The sequence below is a fragment of the Streptomyces pactum genome, assembly GCF_002005225.1.
Lineage (GTDB): Bacteria > Actinomycetota > Actinomycetes > Streptomycetales > Streptomycetaceae > Streptomyces > Streptomyces pactum_A.
This window is the reverse complement of record NZ_CP019724.1, coordinates 2,966,940-2,982,596: the sequence shown is the minus strand read 5'-3', so window position 1 is coordinate 2,982,596 and position 15,657 is coordinate 2,966,940. Positions and strand designations below refer to the sequence as shown.

The following is a 15,657-nucleotide window of genomic DNA, read 5'->3' as shown; positions in this document are numbered from 1 at the left end:
AACGCCTGCTCGGGGCGGCACCCGCCCGCACATACGCGAAGACCCCGTCCGCAGCGAACTCGCCGATGGCGGGGTCTTTGGACACTTCCTGCGAAGTGCCCCCGGCAGGATTCAAACCTGCGCACACGGCTTCGAAGGCCGCTTGATCCTCGGGCGAAGCAGCAGGGCTGAGATACACACGCGGCCGTTCGCGGGCAGCCAGTCCACAGATGGTCCACGGCTCATCGGCGCCTGTGAGTGCTCAAGCTTGATGAAGCGGTGCCCCTGATGATGCTCGAGGCCTTGGGCGACCGCGTCGGCGGCGTTGACTCCCATGCTCAGGAGACGAGCGAGATGAACGTCCTTCTTGAACCCATCAGATACCTTCGAGCAATTGTGCGGCATCGATCTTGAGTGCACGTGCGAGGGCAATGATGTTGTCAAGACTTACGTTGCGCTGACCTCGTTCCAACGAAGAGACGTAGGTGCGGTGGATCCCCGCAGCTTCCGCGAGCTCTTCTTGTGAGAGGCCTGCTGAGAGACGGTACTCCCGCACGCGGCGGCCGAACGCCTCACGCTGCCGCTGGATGCGGAGCTTGTCGGAGGCGTGCGTCATGATGTGGGGACGCTAAGACGGTGCAGACGATGGGTCTACAGACTATGAGTAACAGTGGTGGCATGGCTGAGGAGATCGTGGTGGGTCGTGGTGACCCTGCCTACCTCGCCCACGCCTACCTGACGAAGGTCCCCGTGCCTGCGATTACGCCGTTCATCGAGGCATACTGTCCGCCCGGCGGCGTCGTGGTCGACCCGTTCGCCGGATCCGGCATGACCGGGATCGCGGCGCGGATCACCGGGCGTCAGGCGCGCCTGTCGGACATCTCTGTGCTGGGTCGACACATCGGGTCCAACTACCTGAACATGGTGGAAGGGTACGAGTTCACGGGTGCCGCGCAGGCCGTTATCAAGCGGGCCAAGGACGCTGTGGGCAAGATCTACGAGGTTCCCTGCAGTGGGTGCGGTGGGAATGGCCAACTTGCGAAAACCGTTTGGAGCGTTCTGGTGAGGTGCGCGGGCTGTGAGGAGCCCGTGAACTACTACCACTCACTCGAGGCCGCAGAGTGGTCGAAGCCGAAGATGATTTGCCCCCATTGCTCGGCCCACATTTCGAGTTCGCTCGAGCGCGTGGGTGAGCAGCCCGTGGTCGACTACGTTAACTGCGCGTGCTCCCCGAAGCAGCTTGAGCAGCCGGCGGTCGCCGCGCCGCGCATCGACGTCGACGGCCTGGACTTCCCCCACGTTGAGATTACGCCCGATCGGGAGATGTATCGGGCCTCTGCGCTGGGCAAGAGCGGCTACACAACCGTAGCTTCGTTCTATTCGCCGCGTAACTTGCGCACTCTGGTGGCCCTGCGCGATGAGATCCGCAGTATCGAGGACCGGGCCCTGAGCCAGAAGCTGCTGTTCGCGTTCACCGCAACATTGACTCGGGCGAGCAAGCGGTATCAGTGGTCGCACAAACGTCCACTGAACGCCGCGAACCAGAATTACTACATCGCGCCGGTTTTCTACGAGTGGAACGTCTTCGAACTATTCGAACGCAAGACGACCGCCGTGCTGAAGGCTGATGAATGGATCCGGGGACAGGCGTTCACGCACAACGTGGACGCGGACTCGGTGCCTGCGGAGTACGTCACGGAGAGTGCTGCGGAGCTGTCCCTGCCGGACGCAAGCGTGGACTACGTGTTCACGGACCCGCCGTTTGGTTCGAACCTCTTCTACGCGGATATGGCGTTGTTCCAGGAGGGCTGGCTGGATGGTTTCACCGACGTCGGCAAGGAAGCGGTCATCGATCGCTCTACTGGCACGAAACGCACGGCGGGCCGCTATGAAGCGCTGCTGACGGAGTCGCTGAAGCAGTGCCGCCGCATCCTTAAGCCTGGCGGACGCATTTCAATGGTCTTCGGTAACTCCTCGGGCAAGATCTGGGCAGTGGTCCAGCGAGCAGTCGCAGCAGCCGGCCTGCGTATCGAGCCGGAGAAAATCGCTATCCTGAACAAGGGGCAGCGCTCCGTTAAAGGCCTGGCCTCGGGCTTCGAACACGTAGCTACGCTCGATCTTGTCCTGACGATGGTTCCGCAGGACGACGCCGAGGCTTCGTTCAAGCAGCCGACGGCCGAGGCTGTTGCTGCGGCGACGCGCGAGTTGGCCGGCGCTGCCGGCCCTGCCTCTCCGAGTCACCTGTATCTGGAGCTGCTTCGTCGCGCGCTTCGTGAAGGATGGGGCGTCGCGGACCTCAGCCTGCAGACGGCGACGGCAACGCTGCTCGACGACGGGTGGAGCATCGACCCGAAGACAGGCCTCATGGTCGAGCCCGAGTAGGCGCTTCGGGTAGCCGGAGGGCGGTTGCCCTCTCGCCAACGGGTGCCGCCCCTACTCGAAGCCAGTGGCCGCGCTGGTTTCCGGCACTCACTCAGACGCCAGGCCAGTGCCTGGGTCAGGGGAAGCCCGCACACGACTTTCAAAGCCGCAGCCCTACGCACTCGAACGCCGGACTCTTACGCTCCGCATCCGTGGTGTTACTTATAGTCTGTAGACGTTGATCCAGGGGCAGGCGACCGTTCTTATGTGACTGATCATCAGCCCGTCCCGAGGCAGCGAGACCCGCAAGACCAGGGGGCTCTCCTCCGTCCGCAAGGTGATATCCGCAAGATCGTAGAACTAGGGTTGCAGCTTCAGAGGAGCGCCTCTGAGCGGCATATTCATAACGTGTTTGACGATGGAGGGTACAAGGAGCTTTTGCTGCTTGAATTGTTCAACCTCACCAAGGGGGGAGGGCGAGTTGGTAACGATGCAACGGATGCGCTAGGGCGAGAGTATGAAATTAAAACTGTCGCAAGAATGAATTTCAAAGGTGAGCGCAAGAAGAGTCTAAGTGTCACTACGGAACACACGCTCACTCTCGATAATATTGATCGATACAGGTCGGTTCATCTCTGGATCGTTGCGGTTTTCGACCAGTCGAGTCCGGAAGCAATTTACGAGATTCATCCGCACAATTTGGAGCCGTACTTCTCTCAGTGGGAAGCGGCGCTCCGGCGGCAGATTGAGATTGATGCTCGTCGGGGCGGAGGTGCGCGCCCGCACCTCAACAACCCTAAAATTCCCCTGAATTTCGTTGCTCGTCACGGTGTGCAGGTTTGGCCCCCAAATGGTCCCGCTCAGGGCATGCTTCCGAATTATATTCAAGATGGGCTTGAGGAAGCCCAAGAATTCGTCGAGTGATTCACTTCGTATGCCCCATCGATGCGAACTGCAGGTGGGGGGGGCGTTGAAGTCATTCGGACCGGTCGCGAACTTTGCTGCCGACTGCTGGGGTTGAACTCGTGGAGTCGTAGGGGCTGACGACTCGTCGCCCGTGCGGCATCACCGAAGGCCTGCGGTATCCACAAGGGGGCGGGTTGACCGCCGAACGGCGGCGGCAGATGTGGGACGACGGCGGTCCGCGGGCTCTGCCGCCGCATGCCAAGACCTGGTCGCAGCGCGGACGGGCCCCTGTCCACAGCCTCCGGCATACGCCCGCTCCGAGCGGCATACGCCTGCACATACGCGAAGACCCCGTCTTCAGCGAAAGCGCTGATGGCGGGGTCTTTGGGCACCTCATGCAAGGTGCCCCCGGCAGGATTCGAACCTGCGCACACGGCTCCGGAGGCCGTTGCTCTATCCCCTGAGCTACGGGGGCGTGTCGGTCGCGTTCGGTGTTGCTCGCGGCGACGGGTAGAACACTACCAGCTCCCCCGGGGTGGTCATGAACGGGTTTTCGCGGGTCGTGGGGCGTCCGGGGGCGGCCGGGTGTGTCAGCCGTGGGGGCGTTGTCCCCCGCACGGGGTGGAAGTGGGGAAAACCCGGACGCGGTGGCCGGTCCGGACCTACTCTCGAGTTGTGCCTAGGGCGTCTGGCCGGGTTCTTGTTGTGGACGACAACAAGGTCATCCGGCAGTTGATCAGGGTCAATCTCGAGCTGGAGGGCTTCGAGGTCGTGACCGCGGCCGATGGTGCCGAGTGTCTTGAAGTCGTCCATCAAGTGCGGCCTGACGCCGTCACGCTGGACGTGGTCATGCCTCGGCTGGACGGGGTGCGGACCACTGCCCGGCTGCGTGCCGACCCGCGTACGCGGGAGCTTCCGGTCGCCATCGTCAGCGCTTGTACGCCGTACGAGGTCGACGCCGCGGTCGATGCCGGGGCGGACGCCTTTCTGTCCAAGCCGTTCGAGCCCGCCGAGCTCGTCGCTCTCGTGCGGCGGTTGGTCGAGCGGCAGGCCCGCGGGAGCGCGGCTTCCTTCCGGACGGTGTTCGGCGTGACCGGGGAGAGTGAGTCGGCCGCTCAGGCCGAGTCGGCCGGGTGACTCCCGCCAGGGGGCCGGGTGACTCCCACTGGAGGGGCCGGGTGACTCCCGGCAGGGGGAGGGGGCGCTCCGTCCACATGTCGGGATCGGGGTCAAACCTGTTCGCCCGGCCACCCCCCTCCTCCCATACGCTTGACCCGTGACCCCCGTAGAGCTCTCCCGTACCGTGCTGCACGCGGTGCGTCGCGCCGTCGACGCGGGTGAGCTGAACGTGACCGTTCCGGCGCGGGCCGTGGTCGCTCCGCCGGGGCCCGGAGGGTGCGGGGACTACGCCACCGGCATCGCCCTCCAGCTCGCCCGGCCGGCCGGGCAGCCGCCGAACCGGGTCGCCAAGGTGCTGCTGCCGTATCTCGTCGACGTCGACGGGATCACCGACGTCGTCCTCACCGGGCCCGGGTTCCTCAACATCAGCCTGCACGGTGCCGCGCCCGCCGACCTCGTCGCGGAGATCCTGCGGTACGGGACGCGGTACGGGTACGCCGAGGAGTACGCCGGCGGGACCGGCTCGGACAGCGGCCGCGTCGTGCGGCTGCACTGCGCCCACGACCTCCGTGCCGTCGTCGTCGCCGAGGCCACCGCCCGGATCCTGCGCTCCCGGGGCGCCCTGGTCCGCACCGACTGCGCCGCGCCGATCGACCCCGAGTGGACCGCCGTCCTCGGCGTGCGCGTCGACGCGGCCGGGCCCGCGCCCACGCCCGCGCCCGCGGAATTGACCGTCGGTGTCCGTCCCGTTCCGGCTCCGGCCGACCCCCTGCCCCTCGGCCGTGACGCCGCCCGCTGGGCCCTGCTCCATCCCGCCGCCCACGACCGGCCCCGGACCGGCGACGAGCACCTCGTCCAGCGCGAGAGCAACCCCCTCTTCCGGGTGCGGTACGCCCACGCCCGCACCCGTGCCCTCGCGCGCAACGCCGCCGACCTCGGCTTCGCCGCCGCGCCCGGCCCCGTCGACGGCGCGCAGGACCTCCTCGCCGTCCTCGCCGACCACCCCCGCGTCCTCGCCGCCGCCGCGGCGCACCGCGCGCCCGACCGGCTCGCCCGGCACCTCGTCACCGTCGCCGATGCCGCGCTGCCCTTCCTGCCCACCGTGCTGCCGCGCGGTGCGGAGAAACCCTCGGCCGCCCACCGCGCCCGGCTCGCCCTCGCCGAAGCCGCCGGGACGGTGCTGGCCGGCGGCCTCTCCCTCCTCGGTATCGACGCACCCGACCACCTCTGAGAGAGCACGAAGACGCCATGAGCCGTTCCGCACACCCCGCCGGGCCCCGTCACGCCGATGTCCTCCCCGAGGGGCACTACTCCGCCCCGCCGACCGACCTCAACGCCCTCGACCCCAAGGTGTGGGCCCAGACCGTCGACCGGGACGCGGACGGCGTCGTCACCGTCGGCGGGATGACCGTCACCCAGCTCGCCGAGGAGTACGGCACCCCCGCGTACGTGCTCGACGAGGCCGACTTCCGGTCCCGGGCGCGGGCCTGGCGCACCGCGTTCGGGGCCGACGCCGACGTGTTCTACGCCGGCAAGGCCTTCCTCTCCCGCGCCGTCGTGCGGTGGCTGGACGAGGAGGGGCTGAACCTCGACGTGTGCTCCGGTGGCGAGCTCGCCACCGCGCTGGCCGCCGGGATGCCCGCCGACCGCATCGCCTTCCACGGCAACAACAAGTCGCCGGAGGAGATCGAGCGCGCCGTCCGCGCCGGGGTCGGGCGGATCGTGCTCGACTCGTTCCAGGAGATCGTGCGCGTCGCCCACACCGCCCAGTCGCTGGGCGGGCGGCAGCGCGTCCAGATCCGTATCACCGTCGGGGTCGAGGCCCACACGCACGAGTTCATCGCCACGGCCCACGAGGACCAGAAGTTCGGAATTCCGCTGGCCGGCGGGCAGGCGGCGGAAGCCGTGCGGCGGGCCCTGCAGCTCGACGGGGTCGAGGTGATCGGGATCCACTCGCACATCGGGTCGCAGATCTTCGACATGTCGGGGTTCGAGGTCGCCGCCCACCGGGTGGTCGGGCTGCTCAAGGACATTCGCGACGAGCACGGCGTCGAGCTGCCCGAGATCGACCTCGGCGGCGGACTCGGGATCGCGTACACGAGCGACGACGATCCCCGTGAGCCGCACGAGATCGCCAAGGCGCTCACCGAGATCGTCACGCGGGAGTGCGAGGGCGCGCAACTGCGCACGCCCCGCATCTCCGTCGAGCCCGGGCGTGCCATCGTCGGGCCCACCGCCTTCACGCTCTACGAGGTCGGCACCGTGAAGCCGCTCGACGGACTGCGCACGTACGTCTCCGTCGACGGTGGCATGTCGGACAACATCCGCACCGCGCTGTACGACGCCGAGTACAGCGTGGCCCTGGTCTCCCGCACCTCCGACGCCGAGCCGATGCTCGTGCGGGTCGTCGGCAAGCACTGCGAGAGCGGGGACATCGTGGTCAAGGACGCCTTCCTGCCGGGTGACCTGGCACCCGGCGACCTGATCGCCGTACCGGCGACCGGGGCGTACTGCCGTTCCATGGCCAGCAACTACAACCACGTGCTGCGCCCGCCCGTCGTCGCCGTGCGGGACGGTGCGGCGCGGGTCATCGTGCGCAGGGAGACCGAGGAGGACCTGCTGCGCCTCGACGTCGGATGAGCCCCGGCCGGCAGACAGGCGCGCGGGTGAGCGGGCGACGAGCCGGGTGGAAGATCTTCCGTCATCCGCCCCTGCGAAAATGAAATAAACGTCTCACGATCCGGACGAAAGGCAGGAAATCCCGTCCGGTGCGTGAGACTGGTCCAACCGTAGACGGTATGAGGAAACGAGGTCGGATGATGCGTACGCGTCCGCTGAAGGTGGCGCTGCTGGGCTGTGGAGTGGTCGGCTCAGAGGTGGCGCGCATCATGACGACGCACGCCGACGACCTCGCCGCCCGGATCGGGGCCCCGGTGGAGCTCGCGGGCGTGGCCGTACGGCGGCCCGACAAGGTGCGCGAGGGCATCGACGCGGCCCTCGTCACCACCGACGCCACCGCCCTCGTCAAACGCGGGGACCTCGACGTCGTCGTCGAGGTCATCGGCGGGATCGAGCCCGCCCGGACCCTCATCACCACCGCCTTCGAGCACGGCGCCTCCGTCGTCTCCGCCAACAAGGCGCTCCTCGCCCAGGACGGCGCCGCCCTGCACGCCGCGGCGGACGCAAATGGCAAGGACCTGTACTACGAGGCCGCCGTCGCCGGTGCCATCCCGCTGATCCGGCCGCTGCGCGAGTCCCTCGCCGGTGACAAGGTCAACCGGGTGCTCGGCATCGTCAACGGGACGACGAACTTCATCCTCGACGCGATGGACACCACCGGGGCGGGCTATCAGGAGGCCCTCGACGAGGCCACCGCCCTCGGGTACGCGGAGGCCGACCCGACCGCCGACGTCGAGGGGTTCGACGCCGCCGCCAAGGCCGCCATCCTCGCCGGGATCGCCTTCCACACGCGCGTGCGCCTCGACGACGTGTACCGCGAGGGCATGACCGAGGTCACCGCCGCCGACTTCGCCTCCGCGAAGGAGATGGGCTGCACCATCAAGCTCCTCGCCATCTGCGAGCGGGCCGCGGACGGGGCGTCGGTCACCGCGCGCGTACACCCCGCGATGATCCCGCTCAGCCATCCGCTGGCGAACGTGCGCGGCGCCTACAACGCCGTCTTCGTCGAGTCGGACGCAGCGGGGCAGCTCATGTTCTACGGGCCCGGCGCCGGCGGCTCGCCGACCGCGTCCGCCGTGCTCGGCGACCTCGTCGCCGTCTGCCGCAACCGGCTGGGCGGCGCGACCGGGCCCGGCGAGTCCGCGTACGCGGCGCTTCCCGTCTCGCCGATGGGCGACGTCGTCACGCGGTACCACATCAGCCTCGACGTGGCCGACAAACCGGGCGTGCTCGCCCAGGTCGCGACCGTGTTCGCGGAGCACGGTGTCTCCATCGACACCGTGCGGCAGTCCGGCAAGGACGGCGAGGCCTCCCTCGTCGTCGTCACCCACCGCGCGTCCGACGCCGCCCTCGGCGGTACGGTCGAGGCGCTGCGCAAGCTCGACACCGTGCGGGGTGTCGCCAGCATCATGCGGGTTGAAGGAGAGTAACCAGCAATGACCCACCAGTGGCGCGGAATCATCGAGGAGTACCGGGACAGGCTGCCCGTCTCCGACAGCACGCCCGTCGTGACGCTCCGTGAGGGCGGCACGCCGCTCGTGCCCGCGCGGGTGCTCTCCGAGCGCACGGGCTGCGAGGTCCACCTCAAGGTGGAGGGTGCGAACCCGACCGGGTCCTTCAAGGACCGCGGCATGACCATGGCCATCAGCAAGGCCAAGGAGGAGGGTGCGCAGGCCGTCATCTGCGCGTCCACCGGCAACACGTCCGCGAGTGCCGCCGCGTACGGCGTCCGCGCGGGCATGGTCTCCGCCGTCCTCGTGCCGCAGGGCAAGATCGCGCTCGGCAAGATGGGCCAGGCCCTCGTGCACGGCGCGAAGATCCTCCAGGTCGACGGCAACTTCGACGACTGCCTCACGCTCGCCCGCGCGCTGAGCGACAACTACCCCGTGGCGCTGGTCAATTCGGTCAACCCGGTGCGTATCGAGGGACAGAAGACGGCCGCCTTCGAGATCGTGGACATGCTCGGCGACGCTCCCGACATCCACGTCCTGCCGGTGGGCAACGCGGGCAACATCACCGCGTACTGGAAGGGCTACAAGGAGTACGCCGCCGACGGCGTCAGCACCGGGGCGCCGCGCATGTGGGGCTTCCAGGCCTCCGGCAGCGCCCCGATCGTGCGCGGCGAGGTCGTCAAGGACCCGTCGACCATCGCCACCGCCATCCGCATCGGCAACCCCGCCTCGTGGGACTTCGCGCTCGCCGCGCGGGACGAGTCGGGTGGCGCCATCGACGAGGTGACGGACCGTGAGATCCTGCGCGCCTACCGGCTGTTGGCGTCCCAGGAGGGCGTCTTCGTGGAGCCCGCGTCCGCCGCGTCGGTGGCCGGACTGCTGAAGGCCGCCGAGCAGGGCAAGGTAGACCCGGGGCAGCGGATCGTGTGCACCGTCACCGGCAACGGGCTGAAGGACCCGGACTGGGCCGTCGCCGGCGCCCCGCAGCCGGTCACCGTCCCGGTCGACGCGGCGACGGCAGCCGAGCGGCTCGGCCTGATCTGAGGATCGCGCCCGACAGCGCCCGACCGCGCCCGACCGCGCCGACCGCGCCCGACCGCGCCGACCGCGCCGGACGGTGTCCGATCGCACCGGACGGCGCCGGATCGCCGCCGTCTCACCGGCGTAAGAGGGCGTAAGCGACGCTCGGCCGGGAAAGTCTTTCACGGGGGGTGCACAGGGGGCTTACGACACGCATCGTGCGCCTCCTGTGCGCCCTATGTCGCCACAGAACCTTCCTTCGATAGGCTGTACCGAAAGCCCGCCGCATATGCCGCGGGGCCGCGCCGTCTCCGCGGTCGGGAAGCCGCCGGGGGCCGGCGGGCAGGCAGCGGCCGGCCGTTGGGCAGGCAGCGGCGACCCGAGGTTCCGTACGTCATCGAATGTCATTCGACAGTCACGCAGCTCAAGGAGAGTCATCAAGCGATGGCCGGTCCAGCGTTCCGCGCCGCCGCCGTCCGGGTGCGCGTCCCCGCCACCAGCGCCAACCTCGGCCCGGGCTTCGACGCCCTCGGGCTCGCGCTGGGCTTGTACGACGACGTCGTCGTCCGGGTGGCCGACTCAGGGCTGCACATCGACATCGCGGGCGAGGGCAGCGAGACGCTGCCGCGCGACGAGAAACACCTCCTCGTCCGCTCCCTGCGCACCGCCTTCGACCTCCTGGGCGGACAGCCGCGCGGGCTGGAGATCGTCTGCGCCAACCGCATCCCGCACGGCCGCGGCCTCGGCTCCTCCTCCGCCGCCATCTGCGCCGGCATCGTCGCCGCGCGCGCGGTGACCATAGGCGGCGAGGCCCGCCTCGACGACGCCGCGCTGCTCGACCTCGCCACCGAGATCGAGGGCCACCCCGACAACGTGGCGGCCTGCCTGCTGGGCGGCTTCACCCTGTCCTGGATGGATTCCGGCGCCGCCCGGGCGATCAGGATGGAGCCCGCCGATTCCATCGTTCCGGTGGTTTTCGTGCCCGGAAAGCCGGTACTGACCGAGACCGCGCGAGGACTGCTCCCGCGCAGCGTCCCGCACGTCGACGCCGCCACCAACGCGGGCCGCGCCGCGCTGCTCGTCGAGGCGCTCACCAGGCGCCCCGAGCTGCTGCTGCCGGCCACCGAGGACCGCCTGCACCAGGAGTACCGTGCCCCGGCCATGCCGGAGAGCGCGGCACTGGTGGAACGGCTGCGTGGCGACGGCATCCCCGCAGTGATCTCGGGTGCCGGACCCACGGTGATGGCCCTGGCCGACGCCGACACGGCCGACAAGGTCGAGGCGCTGGCCGGGAGGGACTGGGCGGCCAACCGGCTCGGCCTGGACCAGCAGGGCGCGTGCGTCCTGCCACTGGCGACCTGACACACGGTTGCCGGATTTCGAGAGGGGGAATGTTTGTTGGATCCGGTAGTGTTAACCTCAAGTCTGCACCCGACCCCACCATGGCGAGGTGCCTCGTGTCCCCGTCCGGGACAGACATTCTTCCGGGAGCCCCCCAAGCCGCATTGTGTAGTGGATGTCGTACGTGATCAGTACGGCCGACATGGACACTGAGCGGCCGCCGGGCACGCTTCGGAACCGGTGCGACCGAGCCGCATGACACAGACACTGGGTGCCAGGGCTAGGGGAAGCGCCATCACCAGATATCTCTTCCGCCGTTCAGGCGGACCACCGCCCCGGCACGGTTCGCACAGCAAGGACCGAAGCCGGACAGCACAACCGGTCGCCGAGCCAGACAGGCCGACGTCCGCTCCAGGGAAGGACCCTTCGTGAGCGACACCACCGATCTGATGGGCGCACGTGTCGAGGAGACCGCTGCCGCGCCCTCCACGGACGCCTCCGCGCCTGCCACCGGTGCCGGCTCCCGGCGGCGCCGCGGTACCGGCCTCGAGGGCATGGTGCTGGCCGAGCTGCAACAGGTCGCATCCGGCCTCGGTATCAGGGGCACCGCGCGCATGCGCAAGAGCCAGTTGATCGAGGTCATCAAGGAGGCGCAGGCCGCCGGGGGAGGGGCTCCCGCCAAGGCCGCGCCCGCAGCGGCGGACGTCGCCGGCGAGACCAAGCCGAAGCGCCGCAGCACCTCCCGGTCCCGTACGGGCGACGAGGCCCCCGCCGAGAAGGCGGAGAAGGCCGGCAAGGCCGAGAAGAAGGCGGACAAGACGGTCGCCGACAAGGCCGCCGCCCAGCAGCAGATCGACATCCCCGGCCAGCCGTCCCCCAAGGTCGCGCCCTCGGCCGACCAGGCCGGCGCCCCCGCCGACGAGGCCCCCTCCGAGCGCCGTCGTCGCCGGGCCACCGCCGGCGCGGGCAGCCCGTCCGCCGCCGCCGAGACGGTGGCCGTCGAGACGAAGAGCGAGCCGAAGGCCGAGGTCTTGGCCCAGCAGCAGTCGCAGGGCCAGGGCCACCAGCAGGGGCAGGGCGACGCCCGCTCCGACGGTGAGGGCGGCGAGGGCCGTCGCCGCGACCGCCGCGACCGTGGCGACCGCGACCGTGGCGACCGCGACCGCGGTGACCGCGGACGCGACCGCCGCAACAAGGGCGACGACCAGCAGAACCAGGGCGGCGGCCAGCGTCAGCAGCAGGGCGGCGGACGACAGGACCGCCAGCAGCAGGACGACGGCTACGACGACGACGCGGGCGGCCGCCGCGGCCGGCGCGGCCGCTACCGGGACCGCCGTGGCCGCCGTGGGCGCGACGAGGTCCAGGAGCCGCAGATCAACGAGGACGACGTCCTCATCCCGGTCGCCGGCATCCTCGACATCCTCGACAACTACGCGTTCATCCGGACCTCCGGCTACCTGCCCGGCCCCAACGACGTGTACGTCTCCCTCGCCCAGGTCCGCAAGAACGGCCTGCGCAAGGGCGACCACATCACCGGTGCCGTGCGCCAGCCCAAGGACGGCGAGCGCCGCGAGAAGTTCAACGCGCTGGTCCGCCTGGACTCCCAGAACGGCATGGCGCCCGAATCCGGGCGCGGACGGCCGGAGTTCAACAAGCTGACGCCGCTGTACCCGCAGGACCGCCTCCGTCTGGAGACGGACCCCGGCGTCCTCACCACCCGCATCATCGACCTCGTCGCGCCCATCGGTAAGGGGCAGCGCGGTCTGATCGTGGCCCCGCCGAAGACCGGCAAGACCATGATCATGCAGGCGATCGCCAACGCGATCACGCACAACAACCCCGAGTGCCACCTGATGGTCGTCCTGGTCGACGAGCGTCCGGAAGAGGTCACCGACATGCAGCGGTCGGTCAAGGGCGAGGTCATCTCCTCGACCTTCGACCGCCCGGCCGAGGACCACACCACGGTCGCCGAGCTCGCCATCGAGCGTGCCAAGCGCCTGGTGGAGCTGGGTCACGACGTGGTCGTCCTGCTCGACTCGATCACCCGTCTGGGCCGTGCGTACAACCTCGCCGCCCCGGCCTCCGGCCGCATCCTGTCCGGTGGTGTCGACTCGACCGCCCTGTACCCGCCGAAGCGCTTCTTCGGCGCGGCCCGCAACATCGAGGACGGCGGCTCGCTGACCATCCTCGCCACCGCGCTGGTGGACACCGGGTCCCGCATGGACGAGGTCATCTTCGAGGAGTTCAAGGGCACCGGCAACGCCGAGCTCAAGCTCGACCGGAAGCTCGCCGACAAGCGTATCTTCCCGGCGGTGGACGTCGACGCGTCCGGCACCCGCAAGGAAGAGATCCTGCTCGGCAGCGACGAGCTCGCCATCACCTGGAAGCTGCGCCGGGTGCTGCACGCGCTCGACCAGCAGCAGGCGATCGAGCTGCTCCTCGACAAGATGAAGCAGACCAAGTCGAACGCCGAGTTCCTGATGCAGATCCAGAAGACGACGCCGACGCCCGGCAACGGCGACTGAGTCGCCGCCGCCCCACTCCGGCGCGGTCCGAAGTCCCGCTCCGTCACACAGGTGACGGGGCGGGACTTCCGCCTTGTAAGATCAGCGCGCTGCAGTGGGGGGGAACGTGTTTTCGGATACGCCCACGGGGAGGTCAGTGCTGCCTCCGGCGGGTCCGCGTGCCGGGTCCGCCGGGTTTCTCCTCTCCTGTCAGCACACCGACGGCGACAGGAGACACGAGTGACATCTACCCCCCGAAGAGCCCACCTGGCGCTTCCCGCGGCCGCCGCCGCACTCGCCCTCTCGGGCGCGGTCCTCACGACCACCCCCGCCCAGGCGTCCGGCACCGCCCCCGTCCCGCCCCAGCCGGCCGTCACCGGGAAGGCCGGCGCCTCCCAGGCCGAGCTGCTGGAGCGGATCCAGGGCTCCGGGACCGCGCTGGCGGACGGCACCGCCACCGTTCCCGGCGCGGAGCCCGAGGCCGGCGCGGAGTCCGAGGCCGACGCGAGCCCCGAGGCCCCGTCCGGCACCGCCGATCCGAAGATCATCGGCGGCACGGACGCGACCATCGCCGAGGCGCCGTGGATGGTGCAACTGCACTACTACGACAACAAGGGCACCGCGGATCCGGCCGACGACGACGGCTACTTCTGCGGCGGGACCCTGGTGGCGCCGGCGAAGGTCCTGACCGCCGCGCACTGCGTGTCCGGCCTGGACTGGGCGACGCACGGCGCCGTCCTCGCCGGCACCGACCGGCTGCCGGACGGCGACGACCTGCACGGCGGCCGGGTCGCCGGCGTGTGGCGCCAGTGGGTCGAGCCCACGTACAACCCGGCCACCCTGGCCGGCGACGTCGCCGTACTGACGCTGACCGAGGCGCTGCCGTACAAGACGCTGCAGCTCACGCCGAGCTCCGACACCGTCTCGTACGCCAACGGCACCCCGGCGACGGTGTACGGCTGGGGGCGCACCAGCTCCACCAGCGACGACATCTCGCTGACGCTGAAGAAGGCGACCGTGCCGATGCGGTCGGACGCGGCGTGCACGAACTACTGGGGTACCGACTTCCGGCCCGGCCCGATGGCCTGTGCCGGCGACCCGGCCTCCGGCCAGGACACCGGCACGGTCTCCCCGTGCAACGGCGACTCCGGCGGCCCGCTCGTGGTCAACGGCCGCATCGCCGGTGTCGTGTCCTGGGGCGTCGAGGACTGCGTCTCGGCGGGCGCCCACAGCGTCTTCGCCAAGACCCGTTCCTACGTCGGCGCGGTCAACGCGCGCGTCGACGACGCCGACCTCGACTTCGACGGTCTGGCGGACCTGTTCGCCCGCACGCCCGGTGGCGAGGCCTACGAGTACTACTCCCTGGGCGACAAGTGGCCCTACCTCGCGAACCGCGTCTCGGCCGACGACTGGAGCGGGCTGAGCCTGGTGCGCCAGGCCGACCTGAACCGCGACTTCTTCCAGGACTACCTCTACCGCACGCCGGACGGCGTCCTGTACGACTTCGCTTTCAACGGGGACGACCGCTTCGAGTCGATCCGCGTCGGCGGCGGCTGGAACGTGATGAAGGACATCCGAGTTCCGGGCGACCTCTCCGGCGACGCCCGGCCCGACCTGGTGGCCCAGGACAAGTACGGCGTCCTGTGGCTCTACCCCGGCAAGGGCGACGGGACGTTCGGCAGCCGCGTCCGGATCGGCGGCGGCTGGTCGAGCTACACCATCAGCGGCAAGGGCGACTACGACCGCGACGGCAAGCCCGACCTGCTGGCGCGGGACGGCTCCGGGGTGATGTGGCTGTACCCGGGCACCGGCGTCGCCTCGCCGGCGCTCGGCAAGCGGATCCGGGTCGGCGGCGGCTGGAACACGTACGACGCCTTCGCCACCGCGGGTGACGTCACCGGCGACGGCAAGCCCGACCTGCTGGCCCGCGACACCTCCGGGGTGATGTGGCTGTACAAGGGCACCGGGTCGGCTTCGGCGACGTTCGCGAGCCGGGTCCGGGTCGGCGGCGGCTGGAACGCGTTCAACCTCTTCGGCTGATCCCGCAGGACCGTCCGCGCTCGGGTCAGGGGCCGTCTCCGCTTCGGGGGCGGCCCCCTCGTCTGCGACCTTCGCCACAGGCACCGTCCGCGCACCGTTCCGGTCGGCCCGGACCGGTGCCCGCGGACGCCCAGGTCAGCGAGGCCGGAACCGGCGCGTCGAACACGCTCCGTCACCGTTTGCCCACCCGGTCGCCACAGACCGTTGTGCAACCCTGTCCCGAGTTCCGCCGTCTGAGCTACGGAGGGACCATGGTG

Annotated in this window: 11 protein-coding genes and 2 tRNA genes; 10 read left to right on the top strand and 3 right to left on the bottom strand. The window is 69.7% G+C overall.

Annotation, left to right across the window (positions count from 1 at the left end; genetic code table 11):
* Nucleotides 1-96: 96 nt before the first annotated feature.
* Nucleotides 97-155: transfer RNA gene (locus tag B1H29_RS38075), tRNA-Ser, on the bottom strand.
* 200 nt (nucleotides 156-355) lie between these two features.
* A complete protein-coding gene (locus B1H29_RS11915; protein WP_079160174.1) occupies nucleotides 356-595 on the bottom strand; it encodes a helix-turn-helix domain-containing protein in 240 nt (79 codons plus the stop codon).
* Nucleotides 596-657: 62 nt separating this feature from the next.
* Between B1H29_RS11915 and B1H29_RS11910 the strand changes: the two genes are divergently transcribed.
* Entirely contained in the window at nucleotides 658-2,361 is a 1,704-nt protein-coding gene (locus B1H29_RS11910; protein ID WP_234393000.1) for a DNA methyltransferase, read from the top strand.
* A gap of 246 nt (nucleotides 2,362-2,607) precedes the next feature.
* Nucleotides 2,608-3,264: a hypothetical protein gene (locus B1H29_RS37305; protein ID WP_107095263.1), complete on the top strand. Its 657-nt coding sequence runs from the start codon at nucleotides 2,608-2,610 to the stop codon at nucleotides 3,262-3,264.
* A gap of 385 nt (nucleotides 3,265-3,649) precedes the next feature.
* Here B1H29_RS37305 and B1H29_RS11905 read toward each other — a convergent pair.
* Nucleotides 3,650-3,721, bottom strand: a tRNA-Arg gene (locus B1H29_RS11905).
* Between the two features lie 200 nt (nucleotides 3,722-3,921).
* On the opposite strand from B1H29_RS11905, the gene B1H29_RS11900 reads away from it, so the two are divergent.
* The 8 genes from B1H29_RS11900 (at nucleotide 3,922) to B1H29_RS11865 (ending at nucleotide 15,400) form a co-directional block, all read left to right on the top strand.
* Nucleotides 3,922-4,383 carry a response regulator gene (locus tag B1H29_RS11900; protein ID WP_055417855.1) on the top strand — a complete coding sequence of 154 codons (462 nt, stop codon included), beginning with the start codon at nucleotides 3,922-3,924 and terminating at the stop codon, nucleotides 4,381-4,383.
* 139 nt (nucleotides 4,384-4,522) lie between these two features.
* Entirely contained in the window at nucleotides 4,523-5,596 is a 1,074-nt protein-coding gene (gene nrtL, locus B1H29_RS11895; RefSeq protein WP_055417854.1) for an ArgS-related anticodon-binding protein NrtL, read from the top strand.
* Nucleotides 5,597-5,613: 17 nt separating this feature from the next.
* A complete protein-coding gene (gene lysA / locus B1H29_RS11890) occupies nucleotides 5,614-7,005 on the top strand; it encodes a diaminopimelate decarboxylase (RefSeq protein ID WP_055417853.1) in 1,392 nt (463 codons plus the stop codon).
* 176 nt (nucleotides 7,006-7,181) lie between these two features.
* Nucleotides 7,182-8,474: a homoserine dehydrogenase gene (locus B1H29_RS11885; protein WP_055417852.1), complete on the top strand. Its 1,293-nt coding sequence runs from the start codon at nucleotides 7,182-7,184 to the stop codon at nucleotides 8,472-8,474.
* Between the two features lie 6 nt (nucleotides 8,475-8,480).
* Nucleotides 8,481-9,539, top strand: coding sequence for a threonine synthase (gene thrC / locus B1H29_RS11880; protein WP_055417851.1), 1,059 nt, complete (start codon nucleotides 8,481-8,483; stop codon nucleotides 9,537-9,539).
* 420 nt (nucleotides 9,540-9,959) lie between these two features.
* A complete protein-coding gene (gene thrB, locus B1H29_RS11875; RefSeq protein WP_055417850.1) occupies nucleotides 9,960-10,877 on the top strand; it encodes a homoserine kinase in 918 nt (305 codons plus the stop codon).
* Nucleotides 10,878-11,284: 407 nt separating this feature from the next.
* Complete coding sequence (gene rho / locus B1H29_RS11870; RefSeq protein WP_055417849.1) at nucleotides 11,285-13,381, top strand: transcription termination factor Rho; 2,097 nt, start codon at nucleotides 11,285-11,287, stop codon at nucleotides 13,379-13,381.
* A gap of 219 nt (nucleotides 13,382-13,600) precedes the next feature.
* The gene (locus B1H29_RS11865; protein WP_055417848.1) at nucleotides 13,601-15,400 is read left to right on the top strand and encodes a trypsin-like serine protease; all 1,800 of its coding nucleotides are present in this window, start codon (nucleotides 13,601-13,603) and stop codon (nucleotides 15,398-15,400) included.
* The last annotated feature ends 257 nt before the right edge of the window (nucleotides 15,401-15,657 follow it).

Excerpts from the sequence above, each read along its gene's own strand:
- B1H29_RS11915 (WP_079160174.1), bottom strand. The coding sequence starts at position 595 with ATGACGCACGCCTCCGACAAGCTCCGCATCCAGCGGCAGCGTGAGGCG.
- B1H29_RS11910 (WP_234393000.1), top strand. The coding sequence starts at position 658 with ATGGCTGAGGAGATCGTGGTGGGTCGTGGTGACCCTGCCTACCTCGCC.
- lysA (WP_055417853.1), top strand. The coding sequence starts at position 5,614 with ATGAGCCGTTCCGCACACCCCGCCGGGCCCCGTCACGCCGATGTCCTC.
- B1H29_RS11885 (WP_055417852.1), top strand. The coding sequence starts at position 7,182 with ATGATGCGTACGCGTCCGCTGAAGGTGGCGCTGCTGGGCTGTGGAGTG.
- thrC (WP_055417851.1), top strand. The coding sequence starts at position 8,481 with ATGACCCACCAGTGGCGCGGAATCATCGAGGAGTACCGGGACAGGCTG.
- thrB (WP_055417850.1), top strand. The coding sequence starts at position 9,960 with ATGGCCGGTCCAGCGTTCCGCGCCGCCGCCGTCCGGGTGCGCGTCCCC.